Raw genomic sequence first — 22,000 nt, 5'->3', positions numbered from 1 at the left:
CGCGCCCTTCAGCCGAACACCGTCCCGTCCATCAGCTTCCGGGCCGTGCGCAGGATCGCCGTGCGGCTCACTTCGCCGTCTTCCAGCGTCACGATAACGGTCATCTCCCCGGTCGGATGCTCGATGGACAGGGCTTTCTCCGTTCCGTCCGGCAGCGTCGCGACGGCATGGGCAGGACTGCCCGGCAGCAGCGCGGCGGTGCCGACGGTGGCTGCACCGAGGACGCCGATCGCCTTGTGGCAGCGGTGGGGTATGAAGGTTCTGGTGGACAGCGCGCCGCCGGCCATCGGGCGCGACACCATCGTCATCTTGGGGACTGATTTGTCCGTGACGTCGCCCAGGTTCATCATCTCCCCCGCCTTCAGCCGGATCGCCTCCAGCTGTTCCCGCAGGCCGAGATCGGCCTCAAGGTCAGCGGGGTCCTCGTCTCCCCTGATCCCCATCGCCTCGGCGCTCATCACGACGCAGGGCATGCCGTTGTCGATCAGGGTGCAGGCGATGCCGTCGATCTCGTCCACGGCATTGCCGGTCGGCAGGAGCGCGCCGCAGGTCGATCCGGCGGTCTCCTCGAACGTCAGCGGAACGGGGGCGGACGCGCCGGGGACGCCGTCGATCCGCGCGGTGCCCTCGTAGGTCAGGGCGCCGCCCGGTGTCTGCACCCGCGCCGTCGCGATCTGGCCGGTATTCTCCATGAAGATGCGGACGTCCGTTTCCTCGCCCGACGCCTGCACCAGCCCCCGCTCGATGGCGAAGGGACCGACCCCGGCGAGGATGTTGCCGCAATTCTGCGCATCCGAAACGGTGGCGCGGTCAACGAAGACCTGCAGGAAGAGGTAATCCACATCCACCCCGGCCCGCTGCGAACGGCGGACCACGGCGACCTTGGAGGTCAGGGGGTCGGCCCCGCCCATCCCGTCGATCTGCCGCGGGTCGGGCGAGCCCATGGCGCGCAGGAGGAAGTCATCGCGGTCGTCCGGCAGATCGCCTGCTAGGAAATAACCGCCCTTCGAGGTGCCGCCCCGCATCCACATCGCACGCACTGCCCGCATCGCCGATCCTCCCTCAGATGTACTCAAGGCCCTTCTCGGCGAGCCGTGCGCGCATGTCGTAGATGTCGAGGCCGAGTTCGCCGGAGGCCAGTCGCGCGCGCTTTTCCTCTTCCCGGTCCAGACGCTCGCGTGCCTTTCGCAGAACGTCCTCCGCCTCCTCTCGCGCCACGACGCAGGCGCCGTCATCATCCGCGACGATGATGTCACCGGGGCGGATCAAGGCACCGGCGCAGACCACGGGGATATTCACCGACCCGACCGTTTCCTTCACCGTGCCCTGCGCATGGACGCATTTCGACCAGACGGGAAAGCCCATTTCGGTCAGGTCCTTCACGTCCCGGACGCCCGCATCGATCACGAGGCCGCGGCAACCCCGCGCCATGGCGGATGTCGCGAGAAGGTCGCCGAAATAGCCGTCATCGCACGGGGAGGTGGGGGAAAGGACGAGGATGTCCCCGTCCCGAACCTGCTCGATTGCGACGTGGAGCATCCAGTTATCGCCCGGCGGGGCGGAGATGGTGACGGCGGACGCGCCGACCATCGCCCCCGCATAGATCGGCGACATGTAGGGGGCGAGCAGTCCCTTGCGCCCCTGCGCCTCATGGACCGTCGCCACGCCGCATGCGCCAAGCGCCCGGACGGTCTCGGGATCGGCGCGCTCGACGTCTCGAACCACGACGCCGCCCATCAGAGTTCGTCCACGGTGCGGGGGAAGACAGACTGGAAGCCCTCGGCATACCTGCAGTCACGACCGCCCGACTGACCGCCCGAGTTGCGGCGGAAGTGGTTGCCGCGGTTCTCGCCGACATTCTCGTAGTAATGCCAGAGATGCTCCTGCCCCTGCATGCACTGGATCGCGGCCCACTTGCGGTCCCAGACCGGGGTGATGTCGAGAAAGACGTCCGGCTTCCAGGCCATCTGCTCGGTCTGGTGCGGCTCGAAGAGGTAGACCTGCGGCGCACCGAGGACCTTCTCACCGGGATTGTGGCCCCACGCCTGGGCGATCATCCGCGCCTCGAGCGTGAGCTCGGACGCATACATGTGGTCGGTGTTGTAGGGATCGTACTTCGAATGGGTGAGGATGAAGCCCGGCTGTACCTTGCGGATCACATCGACGAGGCGGAACTTCTCGTCCCGGTCCAGCTGGAGCGGGTAGTCTCCGCAATCGAGGAACTGGATGTCCGCCACGCCGAGGGCCGCAGCGGCGCTTTCGGCTTCCTTGCGGCGCTCGGTCTTCACCCGGTCGAGGGTCATGCCCTCCTGCTTCCAGAGCTTGGCGCTCTCGCCGCGCTCCCCGTAGGAGAGACAGACGACCGTCACGTCGATCCCCTTTTGCTGATGCAGCGCGATGGCGCCGCCGCAGCGCCAGACGAAATCGGCCGAATGAGCGCTGATGACGAGCGCGGTGCCGGTGTTCATGCGGTATTCCCCCCGAAGGCGCGCGTCCCGGAGCCGGGCGTGACCTGTCGTGTTTCAGTTCTGCCCCGAGCCTATGGCAAAGCGGGCCCGAAGGACCAATCCAAAAGCGCGCCCGAGTATTCAGTCAGCGCAACGGCACCCGCGCTCACCGGCCCTGGTACAACTCCCATGCTCCGCCGAGGACGAGGCGGACGGACAGCACGACCAGGACGAAGTCGAGGGCGAAGCGAAAGCGCCTGTCATCGAGCCTGTTGAGCAGCAGCTTCCCCGCGAGCGTGCCGAGAAAGCCAAGCACCATCATCGCAATGATGAAGGGCAGCCATTCACCGAAGGCAAACCCGAGGAGCCCGAAGGCAATGGTCTTCACCCCGTGCTGGACCGTCATCAGGGCGGCGTGGGTGGCAACGTGGGAATGCCGCGGCAGCTCGTGGGACTTGGTAAACGTGGCGACGAAAAGGCCCGTCGCGCCGAAGAACATCGTCAGGAAACTGGAGAAGAGGCCGACGGCCAGCGGCCAGTCCCGGACACCGCGGGGCGGGCGGCCGAAGATCGACCAGATGATGAAGGAGCCGACGGCGATCTGGATCCAGGCCGGCGGAATGTTCACCACCAGAGACCCGCCCACGGCCGCGCCGATCAGGGAGCCGATGGTGAAGGCGGGCAAGGCGGGCCAGAAGATGTGCTTCAGCACGACAAGCGCGCGCCCCAGGTTGGAGCCGATCTGGATCATGCCGTGCGTCGGAATGAGGGCGGCCGGGGGCACGAGCGTCGCCATGATGGCCAGCAGCATCGCGCCGCCGCCTATTCCGAACGCCACCGTGATGAAGGAGGAGACGAAGCTTGCCGCAAGGAGAAGCAGAAGAACGAGGTACGACATTCCGTCAGGCATGATCGCGTCATAAAAAAAATTCATTCCCGTGTTGCTCCAAGTGATTATTCAATCGATATTAATTCGATGCGTAAGCGTTCCGAGGCCGGAAGGAGGCATGGTGAGGATTGACTACCTTGGGATCGAGGCGTTCCTCGCCATCGCCGATCACGGATCCTTCCAGCGTGCTGCAAAGTTTCTGGGCCTTTCGCAAGCCGCCCTCAGTCACCGGCTGCGAAAGATCGAGACCGATCTCGGGGTGCAGCTGCTGGTTCGAAGCAGCCACGCGATTTCCCTCACGGCCGCCGGCGAGGCGCTCCTTCCCAAGGCTGGAGCGCTTCTGAGCCAGCTTCAGGCGGTCTATGACAGTGTTCGCGTCCGTCAGGCGGAGCCGACGGGCAAGGTGGCATTCGCCTGTCTTCCGACCCTTGCGAGCGCTTTGCTGCCGCAGGTTCTTTCCGAAATCGCGGAAGAAAATCCATATCTTGAAATCGACGTCATTGAAATTCCGTTTCGCGAAATAGGAGAAAAGGTCAGGACCGGACGCTGTGATTTCGCCATTTCCCTCATCAGTGCGGCAAGCTCCGACCTGATTACGCGACCGCTGGGCGAGGAGCCGTATTGCGCTTTCATGCGAAATGACAATCGGCTTGCGGAGCGAAAGAGCGTGACCCTCGAGGATCTGGTGGAGTGGCCGATGGTCCGGCTCGCGCCGCACAAGCGCTCCCGTCAGATCATCGACAAGGCGCTGGAGGAGAAGTCGTCCCGGATCCAGTGGCCCTACGAGGTGCAGTCCTCGGCGCTGGCGACACGCATCGTCTCGCGGAGCACGGCGATCTCGGTCCTGCCGATGTCCGCGATCGCATTGGCGCCGCAGGACGTCGTCTCGGTCCCGATCGACGACACCCGGATCGCACGGGATCTCGCCGTGATCACGCGCCGGGACAGCACGTTGTCGCCTGCCGCGGAATACGTTCTCGGCAAGGTCGAGAAGTATGTCGTTGCCATGACGGCTCCCTGAGCGCGGCAAGGGCGCCCTTCGGTCAGGACAGGACCTCGGGGTTGATCGCGCTGTCCGGCTCTCCTGCACCATAAGCCAGAACGGTGCGGAAGATCGTGGAGAACTGGCCATCCAGCTCCTCCTCGGTGATGAAGCCGACATGCGGCGTCGGGATGACCCTGGGATGCGAGAGCAGAGGATCGGCCGCATTCGTCACGGGTTCCGCATCGAACACGTCGAGCGCGGCGCGGCCCGGCCGGCCTGCGTTCAGCGTCTCCAGAAGCGCGCCCGGTTCGATCAGCGCCGCGCGAGATGTATTCACCAGGATCGCGTCCTCGCGCATCGCCATCAGGTCGGCGCGCGTGATCGTCCCGCGGGTCTCCTTCGTCAGGCGCACGTGCAGGCTCACCACGTCGCAGCGGCCGAAGAAGGCTTCGCGGCTGTCCGCCGTCTCGATCCCGTCCGCGCGGGCGCGCTCCCGCCCCGCATCGCTTCCCCAGACGAGCACCTGCATCCCGAAGGCGCGGGCATACCCGGCGACGACCTTGGCGATCTTGCCGTAGCCGTAGAGGCCGAAGATGCGGCCGCTGGCGCGGCGCCCGAGCGGGGCGTCTCCCTGCCATTTGCCGGCGCGGGCGGATCCTATCGCCTCGGGCAGGTAGCGCAGGGTGGAGAGGCCGAGGAGGAATGCAAGTTCGGCCGTGGAGACGTTGGCGCCGCCCGACGACATGTCAGAGCAGAAGAGGATGCCGTGCTTCGTCAGCCCGTCCACATCCACGTTCGGGTAGTTCCCGCGCATCGCGATCAGCTTCGTGTTCGGAAGTTTCGCGGCAAGGCTCTCCGTCACTTGCGTGCGGTCCCGGAAGAGCACGACCACCTCAGCGTCCCGAAGCCGCTCGGCAAGAATGTCCTCGCTCTCGGGCTTGTCGGACCAGATCGTGACGTCGTGGTCCTTCAGCATGTCCATCGCCGGGAGACCGGCGAGGTCCCCGTACCAGTCGTCGAGGATATGGATCTTCACAGCAGTCCCTCCAGCGAGACGGGATGTTCGGTGCCGCAATGTCCCCCGGGATGCGCGCGGCGCACGACGGGGGAGGCGATGCGGTCCGAGACGTGGAAATCGAGCAGCATGGCGCCACCTGACGCGCGGAACGTCTCGATCAGGTCCGGCAGCTCCGACAGATCGTCCACACGGTGCCCGCCGAGACCGAAGCCGCGGGCGATGGCCGCGAGGTCCGTCTCGCCGAACACCGCCCCGTCATCCGGCAGCCCCTCGTCCCGCAGCTTGTGGATCTCCGAGCCGTAGGCGCGATCGTTGTAGCAGCAGATGAGGACCTTCAGGCCCTCGCGCCGGATGGTTTCCAGCTCCTGCACGTTCATCATGATCGAGCCGTCGCCGTCGAAGAGGACGACGGGGCGCTCCGGGTCGGACGCCGCCGCACCCATGGCATAGGGCAGGCCGTTCCCGATGGCCCCGTATTCGCGGATCGTCAGGAACGTTTCGAACGGCCTGTGCATGTGGGCGGTATAGAAGGAGCAGTGGCCGGACGAGTTCACCATCTGCCAGTCCTGCGGCAGGGCGGCGTCGAGCGCGGAGGTCACGTCCCTGGGATCGAGATACGAATCCTGCGGGAAGGTCGCGGTGTCGCAAACGGCGCTCCCGATCGCAGCCGCAAGGCGGTCACTTCGCCATCCCCCGGCCTCCTCCACCGCCTCCACGAGCGCTTCGGCGGTCAGCCTGGCATCCCCGCGCAGGTGCGTCCCGGGCAGGACGAGACCTTGCGTGACCGATTGCGGGCGCGTGTCGACGCGCAGAAACTCGGCGTTCGGGTAAAGCTTGCCCTTGTCGAGATTGTGCGAGGTCAGCTGCGCGCCGAAGGAGATCACGAGATCCGCCTCGGCGAAGAGCGCGCGCGCAAGGGTGCTGGAAAAGCCGCCGGATATGCCGACGCAGAAGGGATCGCCCTGGAACAGCCCCCGTGCCGGAAGCGTCGTCGTCAAAAGCGCGCCGAGCTTGGAGGCCAGCGCCCGGCAGGCATCGGACGCACCGGACGAGGCGGCGCCGAGACCGCCCATGACGACGATGCGTTTCGCGCTCGCGATGCGCCGTGCGGCGGCGGTCACGTCATCGGGATTGGGCGGCATCGGGGACGGCCGGGCGATGATGTCCGCGGAGGGCGTGGGCAGATCGCCGCCGGGCCACTCCCGCGACTGAAGGTCGAGGGGCACGCCGAGGACCACGGGCCGCCGTTCCTCGTGCGCCTGCACGAAGGCATTCCGGATCGCCTCGGGCATTCGACTGATGCTGTGAAGCGGGACATAGGCGGCGCCGGTGGAGGTCACGACCGGGCCCTGGTCCAGCTCCTGATTGTACCATGCCGCGCCGATCGGGGATTCGCCCGCGAAGATCACCAGCGGGATGGACGCGCGGACGGCGGCGGGCAGGGCGGTCACGATCTGCGACAGGCCCGGCCCGCAGGTCACCGTGGCGACGCCGGTGCGGCCGGTCCGCCGCGCATGGGCCGTGGCGGCGGCGACGGCGGCATGTTCGTGCCGGGTGTAGATCATGCGCGTCCCGCGCGCGGCGAGCGCCCCGGCCCAGTTCATGTTGGCATCGCCCAGGAGGGAGAAGCAGACCGGGGTGTCCTCTCGGCGGAAGACTTCCGCCAGGATCTCGTAGACCTTGCTCACCTGCCGCGCCAGATCGAAGCGGGGACCATGACCTCGCCCCGCGCCAGCAACCGTGCGCTGCGCACGAGTCCGGCCGATTTGAGTTCGAAGCCGTCCGCGCCGCTGTCGAAGGAGACGTTGACGTCGATCGTGCCCATCGGATGCTCGATCTTGACGAGTTCGGGGGATGTACCGCCGAGCCCCTCTCCGAGCCCGTCCGCGACGGTTCCGGGTGTCATCACGCAGGAGGCGATGCACTGCGCGCCGGTCACGGCCATCGTGGGGTGACAGGACCACGGCATGAAATAGCGCGCAGTGACCGTTCCGCCCCAGCACGGCGGAGAGAGAAGCGTGATCTTGGGCGTGACGGAGCTCGTCACATCCCCCATGCCCATCCGCTTGCCGGCCTCGAGGCGGATCGCCTCCGCACGTTCGAAGAAGGCCGTGTTGGCGTCGAGCTCTTCCTGCGTTTCGTGGCCGGTCAGGCCGAACGCGTCAGCGCGGGCCATCATCACCGGCATGGCGACGTCCATGCAGGTCACCTCGATGCTGTCGATCTCGTCCCGGAGGTTGCCGGTCGGCAGGAGCGCACCGGTGACGGAGCCGACCGTGTCGAGGAAGTCGAGCGCGATGGGCGCGTGGGCGCCCGGAACGCCGGCGATCTCGGTATCGCCCTCGTACTGGACCTGGCCGCCCGGCGTCTGGATCTTGGCCTCGATGCGTGCGCCGGTGTTGACCGCATGGATGCGGACCGTCGTCTCGCCGTCACGGGCTTCGACCAGCCCCATCTCGATCGCGGCCGGGCCGACGCCCGAGAGGATGTTGCCGCAGGTCGGGCGGTAATCCACTTCCCGCTTCTCCACCGCGACCTGGGCGAAGAAATAGTCCACGTCGCAATCGTCCCGCTCGGAGCGGGAGAGCATCGCGACCTTGGTGGTCACGGCATTGCCGCCGCCGATGCCGTCGATGTTCAGCGGATGCCCGGCGCCGACCGCGGCCATGAGGACCTCGCTCAGCGTCTCGCGGTCCTCGGGCAGGTCCGAGCGCTTGAAGTAGGGCCCGCGCGACGAGCCGCCGCGCAGGAAGTGGAAGGGAATTGCCGTTTGGGGCATGGGGGTCGGGACCTCAGGTGAATGGCCAGGGGAGATCGAAGTAGCTCTGCAGCAGTCCCGGCGGGAAGTCCCGTCCGAGGATGGCGCCGAGGCCGATGATGAAGAAGAGACCGAGGGCGGTACATAGCGCGCTGCGGATCCAGCTGAACCCGCCGCGAGTGCGGAAGAAGGCCAGCAGGAACCCGGTCAGCGCGATGATCAGTCCGAAGAGGAACGTTCCGGCCAGGAGGTAGCCGAACCACGCCAGCGTCCTCCACAGACCGTGCGGCGCATCCCCGTCCTCGCCCTGTTCGAGATCGATGAAGGCATCGTCCGTCGCGGGTTTCTGTACCATTCGCACAAGCAGGACGATACAGCCCGCCAGCGTCACGAGACCGATGGTCAGCGGGAAGACCCGGTCCTGGAGGCGCGGCACGAGGGCCGCATCGATGGACGCCCAGGTGATGTAGAGCGTGACCACGCCGAGGAAGATCAGCGGCGCGCGCTTGCCGCCCGTCGGGCTGTCGATGTTCTCGCGGATGTTCTTGGACGCCTTGATGCCGACGACGATGGACACCAGCGTGATGATGATGAGACCGATGGTAATCGGGGAGAGCAGGTAGTCCCACCCGTATTCCGCGCCCCTGCGGAACCGCGCCCCTGCGATCTGGAACACTTGGTTAACGAAAATCTCCGACTGGCTCGCGAGCACGAAGCCGATGAGGAAGGCCGGGCGGGAGTAATCGAACCGGCGGAGCAGGATGCCGACGATGCCGATGCCGATCAGCGCGACGAGGTCCGCCGTGGACTGGCGGGACTGGAACGCGGCGAAGGCGATCAGCATGAAGAGGTAGGGCGCGACCACGGTGAAGCGCACCGTGGTCAGCCGGGCGATGTACTTCGACAGCAGGATGCAGAGGCCGGCGCCGAAGACGTTGGCGAGGGCCAAGGACCAGACGATGGTGTAGGTCACGTCGAGGTTGGAGCGGACCATCTGGGGCCCCGGCGTCATTCCCAGGAGCGCGAGGCCGCCGAGGAAGATCGCCATGGAGCCGGAGCCCGGAATGCCGAAGATCAGGGTGGGGACGAGGCCGCCACCCTCCTTGGCGTTGTTGGAACTCTCGGGCGCGATGACACCGCGGATATCCCCCGAACCGAACATCGAGCGGTCCTTGGCGGTCTGCACCGCCGAGCCGTAGGCCAGCCAGTCCACCACGGAGCCGCCGAGGCCCGGAATGGTCCCGACGAGAACGCCGATCGTGGCGCAGCGGATGGAGAGCCACTTGTGCTGCCACCAGTCCTGGACGCCCTGGATCCAGCCGTCGCCCAGTTCACCGCTGTCGGAGATGGGCCGGTCCTGCCGCAGGAGCGAGACGATCTCCGGGATCGCGTAGATGCCGAGGCCGATGATGACGAGCTGGAAGCCGTCGACGAGGTAGGGGATGTCGTAAGTGGACATCCGCAGGCTGCCGCCCGCCGGCGCCGCGCCGATGGTGCCGACCATGAGCCCGAGGCCCGCGGCGACGATCCCCTTCAGCGGCACGCGGCCGGCGAGGATCGCGACCATCGACAGGCCGAGGACGGTGATCATCAGCATTTCGGGCAGGCCGAAGGCGAGGATCAGCGGTCGCGCGATGAAGATGAAGAACGTGAGGATCGTGGCGCCGAAGAGTCCGCCGAACAGCGAGGAGGAGAAGGCCGCCGAGAGCGCCCTTGCCGCATGTCCCTGTTTCGAAAGTGGAAACCCGTCGAGCACCGTCGCCTGCGAGGCCGAGGAGCCCGGAATGCCCAGAAGGACCGAGGAGAAGGTGTCGGAGGTCGGGATGACTGCGACGAGGCCGACCATGACCGCGAGGCCGGACACCGGATCCATGCCGTACATGAACGGAAGGACGAGGGAGAGGCCGGCGATGCCGCCAAGCCCCGGAAGGACCCCGATGGACAGGCCGAGAAGAACGCCGGCCATCAACATCATGATCTGGTTGGGCTGCAGGATCAGGCTGAACGCGTCCTGAAGGGCCGGGATCGTCGTAGAAATGAAATCCACCTGGGGGGCTCCTTGGTGAAGCAGGTGTGCAGGCGGGCCTGCGTAACAACCGCCGCCCGGTCAGGAACCGGACGGCGGTGCAGGGTCAGTGCGCGCGGATCATTCCACGCTGACGTTGTAGCTCTCCTGCAGCCAGTCGAGGACGTACTGCTTCGCCTCGGGCGTGATCGAGGTTGCCTGCTCGGCGGCATTGCGGGCCGCGTCGCCGGTCTGCTGCGGGTAGGATCCGAGGATATCCTCGGCCTCTTCGGCAAACCCGTCCGCGCTCACCACGCTGCGGATGGAGTCGCTATAGGCATCGACAAGCTCCTGCGAGGCATCGCCGGGCAGGAAGATCATCTTCTGCGCCGCGAAGCCGGAGATGAAGAACGCTTTCCACGCGTCCCATGCGACGCCCTCGGTTTCGCAGCCCTCGGTCGCTTCGCAGACTTCCTTGAAGGTCGGCATGTCCGGGAAGGTCGGATCGCGGACGATGTTACCGTCGTCATCCAGCGAGCCCCAGGTGAAGATCGGAACCGCGGAGCCTTCCTCGACCAGAGGCGTCACGTTCGAGAGGTAGGCAGCCGTCGTCTGGTAGTCGATATTGGCTTCGCCGCGCTCGAACATCAGGCGACCGTCGCCCCGTCCTTCCACGCCGAAGACCGGATCGACCATCATGCCGAGCATGTCGAAGGCGAGGAGCGGCACGAGATCGAGCGTGGTGGCGCCCTGCGAGCCGTAGAGGAAGAACTCGTCCTTCAGATCGTCGACGTCGCCGTCGAAGTTCTCGGCGAGTTCGGGCGGCAGGTAGACGACGCCACCGGTGCCGGACGCGAGGACGACCTGCCAGTCGTTGTACTCATAACGAACCCGCGGATCCCCGAGCAGGTACGGAAACTGGGTCGAGCCGGAGGTGCCGAAGATGAGCGTGCCATCGGTCGTGTCCTGGTTCTGCTGGAACCAGTTCGCGCCCTCGGTGGACCCGGCGCCCGGACGATACCGCACGACGACGGTCGGCTCTCCCGGCAGCGCGCCCGACAGGCGCGGTGCGTAGAAGTTGGCCCAGGCAGCGGACCCGCCGGATTCTGAGAACGGGATGACGTACTCGACCGTCTCGCCGCTCAGCGATACGTCCTGGGCCGAGGCCATGGAGGCGACGGAGCCGGCTCCGAGAAGGGCGGCGGTGCCGCCGGTTACGATACTGCGGAAATTCATGTCTCTCTCCCTGTGGTGACGGCGCGCGCGATCCGGCACGACGTCTTGCGAATGCCATTGAAAAACATTCATGGTGCGCTTTGCAAGCGCTAGTCTGGCCGCGCCGATGGTCGTAATCCATTGCCGCGCTGCAGAATTACGGGTGTCGTTCATGCTCACCGATCATGCCCTTCGCTTGCCGCCGACCGCCGCTCCTTCACGCGGAGCGCCGCCGCGACGATGGGCGCTCCGGTAATGATGAGCGTGATCCGGGCAAGATGGTGGACGACGATGAATCCGAGATCCGCGCCCGCGATGATCGCCAGAACCGCCATCTCCGCCTGCCCGCCGGGCGCGAAGGACAGGAACGCGGAGAGGGGCGTGGCGAATCCGAGCTGGACGACGATCTCGGTGATGCCGAAGGTCAGCACCGCGAGGATGAGGACGAACACGACGCCGGCCAGGACATCCTTGCGCAACTCCCGCATCGTCACCCCGACATACCCGACGCCGATGCCCGTCCCGATGAAGAATTGTGCCGCCAGGATGGCTTCGCTCGGCGGCCGGTGCTGGATCATGCCGCCGAGGGAGAGCGCCGCCGTCAGGATCAGGGGGCCGAGGATGGGCGCGCCGAAGAGGCCGAGGCGCTGCCCGCCGAGCCAGCCGACGAGACAGGCCGTCGCCATGAGAAACAACTCCAGCGGCGGGATCGCGGAAGCGCTGTCCCCGAGCGAGCCCCGAAGCGACAGATCGAAGGCCTGCGTCATCACGATGGGAACGATGGTCACGACGATGAGCACGCGGGTCGCATGGATGAGCGAAAGCGCCCGCACATCCGCGCCCGCTTCCTCGCCGAAGAGCACCATGTCCTGAAGCCCGCCGGGCATTGCGGCGTAATACGATGTCGCCAGGTCGAAGCCGCAAACCTTGCGGAAATAGGGCACACCGACGGCCCCGATGATCGCGACGAAGAGGGGGACGAACATCACCGAGCCGAGCATCGAGGGGATCTGATGCATCACCGCTGGCGTGATGGAAGCGCCGACGGCCGCGCCGAGGATCGTCCGCGCGCCGCGGGAAACGAGCGAGAAGTGCGAGAGCGGCACACCCAGAAGAGCGGTGACGAGACAGGCCGTCATCGGCCCGAAGAGGAACGGCAGGGGGAGGTGGAGCCACGAGAAGAGCGCCGCGCCGGCAAGGGCCATGGCGAGCGTCGCGCCGCGCCGGAAGAGGACGGTGCGCAGGGCAGGCTGGGTTTGAGCTTTGTCTTGACGCATTTGTATCCCGCTGTATACGACGGTGCCCATGAAGGAAAGCAGCAACCTCGCGGTCGAACCGCGCAGCAGGATCGGCCGGCTGCAGGGACAGGACGCCTATGAGCAGCTCTTGGACGAGATCCGCCGCGGCGACCTCAAGCCCGGCGCCCGCCTGACCGAGACGGAGATCGCGAGCCGCCTCAGCATCTCGCGCACACCCGTCCGCGAGGCGATCCGCCGGCTCGAGGCGGACGGGCTCGTCGCTCACGAGCCGCGGAGCGGGGCCACCGTCCGCACGCTCGACTATGCCGAGGTGATGGAGCTCTACGAGATGCGCACGGTGCTCGAAGGCACCGCCGCACGGCTCGCCGCCCGCGCCGCGACCGATGTGGAGCTGGCCGAGCTCGAGGCGATCAACGAGGAGATGCGCGAGGCCAGGGGGGACGCCCAGAGGCTCTTCGCGCTCAACCAGGACTTTCACCGCGCCCTGATCCTCGCCGCGCGGAACCGCTTTCTCGTGCGCTCGGCCAATTCGGTCCACAGCGCGCTGATGATCCTGGGCCGCTCGACGCTCGAGGTGCCGGAGCGCGCCAGCGCCGCCGTGACCGAGCATGCCGCCGTCATCCGCGCGATCCGGGCCGGGCAGGGCGCCGCGGCGGAGGAGACCATGCGGGCCCACATGGAGAGCGCGCAGCAGACCCGGCTACGGCTCCTGCGCACCAGCGGATCGCCAGTGCCCGCGCCGGAAGGAGACAGCGAATGACGACATCGACGGACCTGACGAAGACGACGTGGGACGTCGTGATCGTCGGCGGGGGCAATGCCGCGCTCTGCGCTGCCATCGAGGCCGCCGAGACGGGCGCGCGCGTGCTGATGCTCGAAGGCGCGCCGAAGGACTACCGGGGCGGCAATTCGCGGCATACCCGCAACTTCCGCTGCATGCATCACGGCGACCTCGGCCCCCTGATCGAGACCTACGACGAGGACGAGTTCTTCGACGATCTGCTCAAGGTGACCAAGGGCAAGACCGACGAGGGGCTGGCCCGCATGGCCATCCGCACCTCCGAGGAGTGCCTGCCGTGGATGCAGGCCCACGGCGTGCGCTTCCAGCCGTCGCTGTCCGGCACCCTGTCGCTGGGGCGGACGAACGCGTTCTTCCTCGGCGGCGGCAAGGCCCTCGTGAACGCATACTACAACACCGCCGCGGATCTCGGCGTCACCGTCGTCTACGAGACGCAGGTGCGCCACATCGGCATCGAGGGGACGCGCTTCACCCATGTCGAGGTGGAGATCGGTGGCGAACGGTTGCGGATCGAGGGAAAGGCCGCGGTCCTCGCCTCGGGCGGCTTCCAGTCGGATATCGAGTGGCTCGCCCGGGCCTGGGGCGAGAGCGCACGGAACTTCCTCATCCGGGGCACACCCTACAACAAGGGCGTGGTGCTGAAGGACATGGTCGATCAGGGCGCCAAAACGGTCGGCGATCCGACCCAGTGCCACGCCGTCGCCATCGACGGGCGCGCGCCAAAGTTCGACGGCGGAATCGTCACCCGCCTCGACTGCGTGCCCTTCTCCGTGGTTGTGAACCGCGACGGGGAGCGCTTCTACGACGAGGGCGAGGACGTCTGGCCCAAGCGCTACGCGATCTGGGGCCGGCTCGTCGCCGCGCAGCCCGATCAGGTCGCCTACTCGATCATCGACAGCCGCTCGATCGACCTCTTCATGCCCTCCGTCTACCCGCCCGAAACGGCGGACACGGTCGAGGGACTGGCCCAGAAGATGGGCCTGCCCGCGCACAAGGTGAAGGACACCGTCGACCGCTTCAACGCGGCCTGCTCCGAGGGGGAGTTCAGCCCACAGGAGCTCGACGGTCTCGCCACGGACGGCATCGAGCCGCCGAAGACGAACTGGGCGCGTCCGATTTCGGAGCCGCCGTTCTACGGCTACTCGCTCCGGCCCGGCGTCACCTTCACCTACCTGGGTCTGAAGGTGGACCACCGCGCCCGCGCCAAGGGCCCCGAAGGCTATTACGAAAACCTCTGGAGCGCCGGCGAAATGGTCGCCGGCAGCATCCTCGGGCAGGGCTATCTCGCCGGATTCGGCATGACCATTGGCACCGTCTTCGGGCGGATCGCCGGACAGGAGGCCGCAAAGCATGTCGCTTGACGTAACGCTCCAGACCGACCCCGAAGCCATCGCCACGGACCCCACCTCCGAGGCGCGCCGGCAGGTGGAGATCTGCAATGCCTGTCGCTACTGCGAGGGCTTCTGCGATGTCTTTCCCGCCATCACGCGGGACAAGGTGTTCGCCAAGGGGGACATCACGCAGCTCGCGAACCTCTGTCACAATTGCAGGGGCTGCTACTATTCGTGCCAGTACACGCCGCCCCATGCGTTCGAGCTGAACCTGCCGAAGGCACTCGCCGCGGCGCGGACCGAAAGCTGGGAGCGCCTGGCCTGGCCGGGCGGCCTCGCGCGGACGTTCCAGAAGAGCGGCGTCGCTCTCGCGGCGGCGTTCGTGGCGGGCTTTGCGATTCTGTTCCTCGCGATAACCGCGCTGCCGGGCGAGGGTGAAGGCTTCTACGCCTATCTCGGCCACTCGGCGATGGTGGCGATCTTCGCGCCGGCCTTCCTGCTGCCGCTCTTCGCGATCGCGATCAGCCTCCGGCGCTACTGGCGCGAGGTCGGCGGGCGACGGGTCAAGTGGGGCGATCTGAAGCATGCGGCTGGCCGCGCCGGGCGGATGAAGAACCTGTCCGGCGGCCAGGGGCAGGGCTGCAACTTCGAGAAGGAGGACCGCTACACCGATGCGCGCCGTCATGCGCACCAGGCGGTGCTCTACGGGTTCCTCCTCTGCTTCGCCTCCACCAGCTCCGGCACGATCCTGCATTACCTGTTCGACATCAGGGCGCCTTACGGGCTCGTCTCGATCCCGAAGCTCTTCGGCATTCCCGGCGGCATCCTGCTCACCGTCGGCTGCGCCCTCCTGCTCTGGCTCAAGCACCAGTCGGACCCGGAGCTCGGCACGCCCGGCCGCCGCTCCGGCGAATACGGCTTCATCTGGCTTCTGGGCTTCGTCGGCCTGTCCGGCCTCGTGCTCTACGCGGTGCGGGGGACGGGGCTGACGGGTGGGGTCCTCGCGCTGCACCTCGGCGGGGTACTCGCGTTCTTCCTGCTGATGCCCTACTCCAAGATGGCGCACGGGTTCTATCGCTTCGCCGCTTTGGTGAAGGACGCGCAGGACCGGGCGCCAGCGCCGCTGCCGAAGGCACCGCCGCAATCACCCGAGCCGCCCGCGATGCCGGACGCGGCCAAGGGCGCCTGAGGGCAGCCAGCACGATCGAGGAGGAGACGACATACCCATGAGAATCGCATTCATCGGCTTCGGAGAAGCCGCCCGCGCCTTTACCGACACCCTGCGGGAAACGGGCGATCACAGTTTCTCGGCCTTCGACCGGAAGACCGATGATGACATGGAAGCCGCAATGGCCGCGCGGTTCGTCCGGCTGGGCGGAAGCCCCGAGGATGCGATGTCGGGGGCGGACTGGGTCTTTTCCGCGGTGACGGCGGACGAGAGCCTGAACGCCGCGATGTCCGCCGTGCCGCACCTGGTGCAGGGTCAGATCTTCGTCGACCTCAACTCGGTCTCTCCCGGGCGCAAGCGCGAGACGGCTGAGAAGGTCACCGAGGCCGGCGGGCGCTATCTCGACATGGCGGTGATGGCACCGGTTCATCCCCGCGGTCATGCCACGCCGGTATTCCTTGCCGGCCCGGAGGCGGAGACGCTCCACGCCGACCTCGATGCCGCGGGCTTCGCGGCGGAGGTCGTCGGCACGGAGCCCGGCGAGGCGACGGCGATCAAGATGGTCCGGTCGCTCTTCGTGAAGGGGCTGGAGGCGATCACCGTGGAGGCGCTTCTTGCGGCCTCCGTGTCCGGCTGCTTCGACCGTGTCCTCTCTTCGCTGTCCAAGAGCTACCCGGCTCTCGGCTGGCCGGATCACGCGACCTATGCCTTCGAGCGCACCCTCCACCACGGCGCCCGCCGCGCCGCCGAAATGCGCGAAAGCGCGGCCACGCTCGACGAGCTCGGCCTGACGGGAGGCCTCGCGGCCCAGATCGCGGAGGTGCAGGACAAGCAGGGCGCGGCCCCGATGACCGATTTGCCCGACCTGCCCTTCGAGGAGGCCGTCGCCGCTCTGGCGCAGATCCGAAAGGGAGCATGAGGGCCAGGGCCGCTCTCCTCTCTCCACATGAAAGCACCGTGAGGATGCACTTGGCGGCTTGAGGCGGTGCGGCCGACGTGGCAGCGATGCGCCGACCTTTCCACAAGCGGCCCGATCGATGCTTCGTTTCCTCTTCTCCGGCCTCCTGATCCTTTTTGCGGCTCTCGCCGCGCCGCATGACGGGGTGGCACAGCCGTTCCCGTTGCCCGGGCTCGGCCTCGGGAGCGGTGACGAGGAGGCCGCGCCCGAAGAAGAGGCGCCAGCGACCGGGGTGGAGACCGGGGAGGCCGGTGGCACCGACGCCGCCGATCCGGCCGGGGAGGCGACCGCCGCCAATCCCACGCAGGCCCTGATCGACATCCTCCGTGACGATGCCGCCCGCGATGCGCTGATCGCCGAGCTCGAGCAGGCGCAGGACGCCGCGAGCCTCGACGTCGCTCCGGAGGCGACCGAAGGTGGGGCGCCGGGCGATACCGCCGCGGCAGCGGACGCCAGCGAGCCGTCCGACCTCGTCGAACCCGCCGCCGAGGGCGATGCCGCGGACAGCGCGCCCAGCGTCGCCGGGCGGTTCGTCGGCTTCACCGAGGGGATCCTGGGAAGCTGGGCGGCGGGCATCTCGGATTTCGCGGATCGCGCGCAGCGCATTCCGCGTACGATCGCCCTTGCATGGCGCGCCTTCGACCGGTCCCTGATGGAGCAGCTGGTTCTCGATCTCGGCCTGCTCTTCACCCTGACCTACGGCACGCTCTTCGTCGTGCGGATGCTCGTGCGGCCGATCAGGCGGCGTCTCGCCGCGAAGGCGCACAAGGCGAGCTGGGCCCGCACCTTCGGGATGCGTCTCATCGCCTCCCTGCTCGATATCGTCACGATCCCGGTGGCGTCGGCCATCGCCGTGACCGCGATCCTCCTGAAGCAGGGCGGACCGGAGACGATCACGACGCTTCAGCAGATCTTCATCAGCGCCTTCACCGTGGTCGAGATGTCCCGCATGGTCGGGCGCTTCGCCTTCTCCCCGCGCACGCCCGACCTGCGCCTCGTCACCCTGTCCGACGCCGCGGTGGCGAGCATCTGGCGCGTGGTGCAGATGCTGACCTACCTCCTGGGCTACGGGCAATTGCTGCTCGTGCCGGTGGTGAGCGAATCCATCTCCCCCTTCGTGGGGCGGGCGCTCTCGACCGTGCTCGGCGCGATCGTCGTGATCTTCCTGATCTTCTACGTCGTGATGCGTCGCGGAAAGGTGGCGCGCTGGATCTTCAGTCCGCCCGAGGACGGCGGCTATTTCGACACGCAGCGCGAACGGCTGGCCCGCATCTGGTACTGGCCCGTCGTCATCTACCTCGTGTTCCTTCTCGCCATCGTGCTGACGCGGCCGGGCAACGTCCTTCTGCCGCTGCTGTGGTCCACCGCCCTCGTCGTCGCGGCGGTGATCATCGGCCTCATGATCTCCACCGCTCTCACGCGGACCATCGGGCGGCGGGTGACCGTGCCGGCCGGTCTGACCCGGCGCATTCCGACGCTTCAGGCGAGGCTGAACGGGCTGATCCCGATGGTCCTCAGGGTCCTGCGCCTGGTTGTGGTCCTCCTCGTCATAGCCGTCGTCGTGGACCTGATCGGACTGGTGGACATCAGCGGCGGCCTCGCGTCCGAGCGGGGCGTCATGATCATCGGCCGGATCATCAGCTTCGGCATCGTGATCGCGATCACGGGCGCCATCTGGCTCGCGCTCGCGTCATGGGTGGATTACCGGCTCAATCCCTTCGTCGGCTCCGTTCCGACGCCGCGGGAAACGACGCTGCTCACCCTGTTCCGCAACGGCGCGACCATTGCCCTCGTGATCGTCGCGCTGATGGTGTCGCTGGCGCAGCTCGGCATGAACATCGGCCCGCTTCTCGCCTCCGCCGGTGTCCTCGGCCTCGCGATCTCCTTCGGTGCGCAGAAGCTGGTGGAGGACATCATCACCGGTGTCTTCATCCAGTTCGAGAACGCGATGAATGTCGGGGACGTGGTAACCGTCGGCGGCGTGTCCGGCGTGGTGGAGAAACTGACCGTGCGATCCGTGACGCTCCGCGACCTGTCCGGCGTGGTGCACATGATCCCGTTCAGCTCGGCGTCCATGGTGTCCAACTTCATGCGCGATTTCAGCTATTACCTGTGCGACATGGGCGTCGCCTATCGCGAGGACGTCGAGGAGGTGAAGCTCGCGATGCACGAGGCCTTCGACGAGCTTCGCGCGGATTCCTACTTCGCGGACCTGATCCTCGACGATCTCGAGATGATGGGCCTCGACAGCTTCGGGGACAGCGCCCTCGTCGTTCGCGCGCGGATCAAGACGCTGCCGGGATCCCAGTGGGAAACGGGCCGGGCCTACAACGCCATTCTCAAGCGCGTCTTCGATCGGTACGGCATCGAGATCCCCTTCCCGCACCAGACCATCTATTTCGGCGAGGACCAGCGCGGCGCGGCACCGCCCGTTCACGTCGTCATGGAGCACGGATCGGGCCGCGGGCCGGGGACGGAGCCCCCGAAGCCCGAGACGACCGGCCCGATGCCGCGGGATGCCGACGTCGCGACCCCCGAAGCGCCCGACGGCAACGTGGCGCGGGACTGAGGGCGCTGGAGCCGCCGATGCTCGCCCGAGGGCTCCCGGCAGGCGTCGGGACGGACGGAGGGAGCCGGGACGCGGGGGGCGGCCGGAGATACCGGGCGTCCGCATCCACTCCGCCCGCTCAAGTCGGGGAGGCAGGCGCGTCGATGCGGGTTAGCCGGACGCCCCGCATCGGGACGGCAGCCCCGTCTCCATCTTCCCGCATCGCCCCGCATCGACGGCCCCCCGGCGGCGTGCTACCTCATCCCCATGTCTGATCTTCCCACCAAGGCGCAGGTTCTGGACTGGATCTCGGAGCATCCGACCCAGACCTCCAAGCGCGACATCGCCAAGGCCTTCGGCGTGAAGGGCGCGGCCCGGATCGACCTCAAGCGCCTGCTCAAGTCGCTCGAGGACGAGGGCAAGCTCGAGAAACGCCGCAAGACCTACCGCGACCCCGATGGACTGCCGCCCGTCACCGTGCTGACGATGATGGCGCCGGATGCGAATGGCGACCTTTTCGCACGGCCGATGGAATGGCATGGCGAGGGACCGGAGCCGCGGATCCTCTACCTGCCGCGCACCGCGGATGCCGCTCTTGGCGCGGGGGACAGGATTCTCGGGCGCCTGACCGAGGTCAAGGACGAGGACCACCGCTACGAGGCGCGCCTCATCCGCAAGATCGCGGCCTCCCCGCGCCACACGCTCGGCATCTACCGGAAGGGGGCTGAGGGCGGGCGGATCGTCCCGATCGACAAGGGCTCGGACAAGGAATGGCACGTCTCCCCCGGCCACGCGCTCGATGCGAAGGACGGCGAGCTGGTCGAGGCGGAGCAGGCCGGTCCCCGCGGCCGCATGGGCCTGCCCGCTGCGCGCATCGTGCAGCGCCTCGGCGATCCCTCCGCCCCGCGCTCCGTCTCCCTCATCGCGATCCATCAGCACGGGATCCCGAACGTCTTCCCCAAGGAGGTTCTGGAATACGCGGATGCCGCCAAGCCCCAGGGCCTCAAGGGGCGCGAGGATCTCCGGGATCTGCCTCTCGTCACCATCGACCCCGCCGATGCGCGGGACCATGACGACGCGGTCTATGCCCATGCGGACGAGGATCCGAAGAACGAGGGCGGCCATGTCGTCTGGGTCGCGATCGCCGATGTCGCCGCCTACGTTCGTCCGGGCTCCCCGCTCGACCGGGAGGCACGAAGCCGCGGCAACTCCACCTACTTCCCCGACCGCGTCGTGCCGATGTTGCCTGACCGGCTCTCGGGCGATCTCTGCTCGCTTCACGAAGGCGTCCCCCGCGCCGTGATTGCCGTCCGCATGCGCTTCGATGCGGGTGGCGCGAAGGTGGATCACACGTTCCACCGGGGCCTCATGCGCTCCGCCGCGTCCCTGACTTACGAGGACGTGCAGCAGGCGATGGACGGCGCCCCCGGCGACAAGGCCGGCCCGCTGATGGACGACGTGATCGCCCCGCTTTACGCCGCCTACGACGCTCTCAGGACCGCGCGCGCCCGGCGGCAACCGCTGGAGCTGGACCTGCCCGAACGGCGGATCATCCTCGATGACGACGGGCAGGTGCAGTCCGTCGCCTTCCGGGACCGGCTCGACGCACACAAGCTCATCGAGGAGTTCATGGTCGCGGCAAACGTCGCTGCCGGCGAGACGCTGACGGAGAAGAAGACGCCGCTTCTGTTCCGGGTCCACGAAGAGCCGTCGCCCGAGAAGCTCGAAGCCCTGCGCGAGGTGGCGAAGGCGTCCGGCTACGGTCTCGCGAAGGGCCAGGTCCTGCGCACCGCGGATCTGAACCGCCTTCTCGAGCAGGCGGCCGGTAGCGACACGGCCGAGCTGATCAACCTCTCCACCCTGCGCTCCATGACGCAGGCCTATTACGCGCCGCAGAACTTCGGCCATTTCGGCCTTGCCCTGAAAACCTACGCCCACTTCACCTCGCCCATCCGCCGTTACGCGGATCTCATTGTCCACCGCGCGCTCATCACGGCGCATGGCTGGGGCAATGACGGTTTGTCGGAGAGCGAGATCGAGGAGATCGAGGCGACCGCGAAACACATCTCGGATACCGAGCGACGCTCGATGGCGGCCGAGCGGGACACGATCGACCGCTACCTGGCGGCCTATCTTTCGGACCGCGTCGGCACCGAGGAGGCCGGGCGGATCAGCGGCATCGCGCGCTTCGGCGTCTTCGTGAAGCTGGACGAGAGCGGGGCGGACGGGCTGGTGCCGATCCGGTCCCTCGGCAACGAGTTCTTCCACCACGATCCCGAAACGCAGACGCTGATGGGCGCCGACAGCGGCCGGGAGATCGCCCTGGGGCAGCGTGTCCTCGCGCGGCTGGTGGAGGCGGTGCCGATCACCGGCGGCCTGATGCTGGAGCTCCTCGAGATCGAGGGCGAAGGCATGGGCGGCGGAGCGCGTCCCGGCCGCGGATCCAAGCGACGCGGCAAACCCGGCGGAGGCCCGGTGCGGCGCAAGCCCGGTCAGGCCAAGGCCCGCAGCGACGCGACCAAGAAGAAGAGCGCCCGGAAGGTCGTCCGCAAGCGCAAGTAGGCCCGACCTTTCACCGAGCTTGACGCAACGTCCACCGTCTGCCTCTAATCGGGGTATT

General features: G+C 67.4%; 17 protein-coding genes. 7 read left to right on the top strand and 10 right to left on the bottom strand.

What is annotated here, in order from left to right; genetic code table 11:
- Positions 1-8: 8 nt before the first annotated feature.
- The 4 genes from RM543_RS02045 to RM543_RS02030 form a co-directional block, all read right to left on the bottom strand.
- A complete protein-coding gene (locus tag RM543_RS02045) occupies positions 9-1,049 on the bottom strand; it encodes a 4-oxalomesaconate tautomerase (RefSeq protein WP_311689144.1) in 1,041 nt (346 codons plus the stop codon).
- Positions 1,050-1,062: 13 nt separating this feature from the next.
- Complete coding sequence (locus RM543_RS02040; protein WP_311689142.1) at positions 1,063-1,737, bottom strand: 4-carboxy-4-hydroxy-2-oxoadipate aldolase/oxaloacetate decarboxylase; 675 nt, start codon at positions 1,735-1,737, stop codon at positions 1,063-1,065.
- Complete coding sequence (locus tag RM543_RS02035; protein WP_311689140.1) at positions 1,737-2,468, bottom strand: PIG-L deacetylase family protein; 732 nt, start codon at positions 2,466-2,468, stop codon at positions 1,737-1,739. Before RM543_RS02035 ends, RM543_RS02040 begins: the two co-directional genes overlap by 1 nt.
- A gap of 145 nt (positions 2,469-2,613) precedes the next feature.
- Entirely contained in the window at positions 2,614-3,381 is a 768-nt protein-coding gene (locus RM543_RS02030) for a sulfite exporter TauE/SafE family protein (protein ID WP_311689138.1), read from the bottom strand.
- Between the two features lie 76 nt (positions 3,382-3,457).
- Here RM543_RS02030 and RM543_RS02025 point away from each other — a divergent pair, with 76 nt between their 5' ends.
- Entirely contained in the window at positions 3,458-4,357 is a 900-nt protein-coding gene (locus tag RM543_RS02025) for a LysR family transcriptional regulator (protein ID WP_311689136.1), read from the top strand.
- 22 nt (positions 4,358-4,379) lie between these two features.
- Here RM543_RS02025 and RM543_RS02020 read toward each other — a convergent pair whose 3' ends face one another.
- The 6 genes from RM543_RS02020 to RM543_RS01995 form a co-directional block, all read right to left on the bottom strand.
- Complete coding sequence (locus tag RM543_RS02020; protein WP_311689134.1) at positions 4,380-5,357, bottom strand: D-2-hydroxyacid dehydrogenase family protein; 978 nt, start codon at positions 5,355-5,357, stop codon at positions 4,380-4,382.
- On the bottom strand, positions 5,354-7,027 hold the full coding sequence (locus tag RM543_RS02015; protein WP_311689132.1) for a thiamine pyrophosphate-binding protein: 1,674 nt from the start codon (positions 7,025-7,027) through the stop codon (positions 5,354-5,356). Before RM543_RS02015 ends, RM543_RS02020 begins: the two co-directional genes overlap by 4 nt.
- The gene (locus tag RM543_RS02010) at positions 7,024-8,118 is read right to left on the bottom strand and encodes a 4-oxalomesaconate tautomerase (protein WP_311689130.1); all 1,095 of its coding nucleotides are present in this window, start codon (positions 8,116-8,118) and stop codon (positions 7,024-7,026) included. The genes RM543_RS02015 and RM543_RS02010 overlap by 4 nt, the downstream gene beginning before the upstream one ends.
- A gap of 13 nt (positions 8,119-8,131) precedes the next feature.
- Positions 8,132-10,144: a tripartite tricarboxylate transporter permease gene (locus tag RM543_RS02005; protein ID WP_311689128.1), complete on the bottom strand. Its 2,013-nt coding sequence runs from the start codon at positions 10,142-10,144 to the stop codon at positions 8,132-8,134.
- A gap of 99 nt (positions 10,145-10,243) precedes the next feature.
- Positions 10,244-11,338, bottom strand: a complete 1,095-nt coding sequence (locus RM543_RS02000; protein WP_311689126.1) for a tricarboxylate transporter — start codon at positions 11,336-11,338, stop codon at positions 10,244-10,246.
- Between the two features lie 155 nt (positions 11,339-11,493).
- Positions 11,494-12,594 carry an AbrB family transcriptional regulator gene (locus RM543_RS01995; protein WP_311689124.1) on the bottom strand — a complete coding sequence of 367 codons (1,101 nt, stop codon included), beginning with the start codon at positions 12,592-12,594 and terminating at the stop codon, positions 11,494-11,496.
- A 28-nt stretch (positions 12,595-12,622) separates the two neighbouring features.
- Here RM543_RS01995 and RM543_RS01990 point away from each other — a divergent pair, with 28 nt between their 5' ends.
- From RM543_RS01990 to rnr, 6 genes are all read left to right on the top strand, one after another.
- Positions 12,623-13,336 (top strand): GntR family transcriptional regulator, encoded by a 714-nt coding sequence (locus RM543_RS01990; protein ID WP_311689122.1) that lies wholly within the window; start codon positions 12,623-12,625, stop codon positions 13,334-13,336.
- Positions 13,333-14,736 (top strand): FAD-dependent tricarballylate dehydrogenase TcuA, encoded by a 1,404-nt coding sequence (gene tcuA / locus RM543_RS01985; protein ID WP_311689120.1) that lies wholly within the window; start codon positions 13,333-13,335, stop codon positions 14,734-14,736. The genes RM543_RS01990 and tcuA overlap by 4 nt, the downstream gene beginning before the upstream one ends.
- The gene (tcuB, locus tag RM543_RS01980; protein WP_311689118.1) at positions 14,726-15,895 is read left to right on the top strand and encodes a tricarballylate utilization 4Fe-4S protein TcuB; all 1,170 of its coding nucleotides are present in this window, start codon (positions 14,726-14,728) and stop codon (positions 15,893-15,895) included. Before tcuA ends, tcuB begins: the two co-directional genes overlap by 11 nt.
- Before the next feature lie 37 nt (positions 15,896-15,932).
- Positions 15,933-16,793, top strand: coding sequence for an NAD(P)-dependent oxidoreductase (locus RM543_RS01975; RefSeq protein WP_311689116.1), 861 nt, complete (start codon positions 15,933-15,935; stop codon positions 16,791-16,793).
- A 118-nt stretch (positions 16,794-16,911) separates the two neighbouring features.
- Positions 16,912-19,401, top strand: a complete 2,490-nt coding sequence (locus RM543_RS01970; protein ID WP_311689114.1) for a mechanosensitive ion channel domain-containing protein — start codon at positions 16,912-16,914, stop codon at positions 19,399-19,401.
- Between the two features lie 246 nt (positions 19,402-19,647).
- Entirely contained in the window at positions 19,648-21,942 is a 2,295-nt protein-coding gene (gene rnr / locus RM543_RS01965) for a ribonuclease R (RefSeq protein WP_311689112.1), read from the top strand.
- Positions 21,943-22,000: the final 58 nt, after the last annotated feature.

This window comes from Tropicimonas omnivorans (assembly GCF_031846565.1).
GTDB lineage: Bacteria > Pseudomonadota > Alphaproteobacteria > Rhodobacterales > Rhodobacteraceae > Tropicimonas_B > Tropicimonas_B omnivorans.
This window is presented reverse-complemented; position numbering and strand designations above follow the sequence as displayed.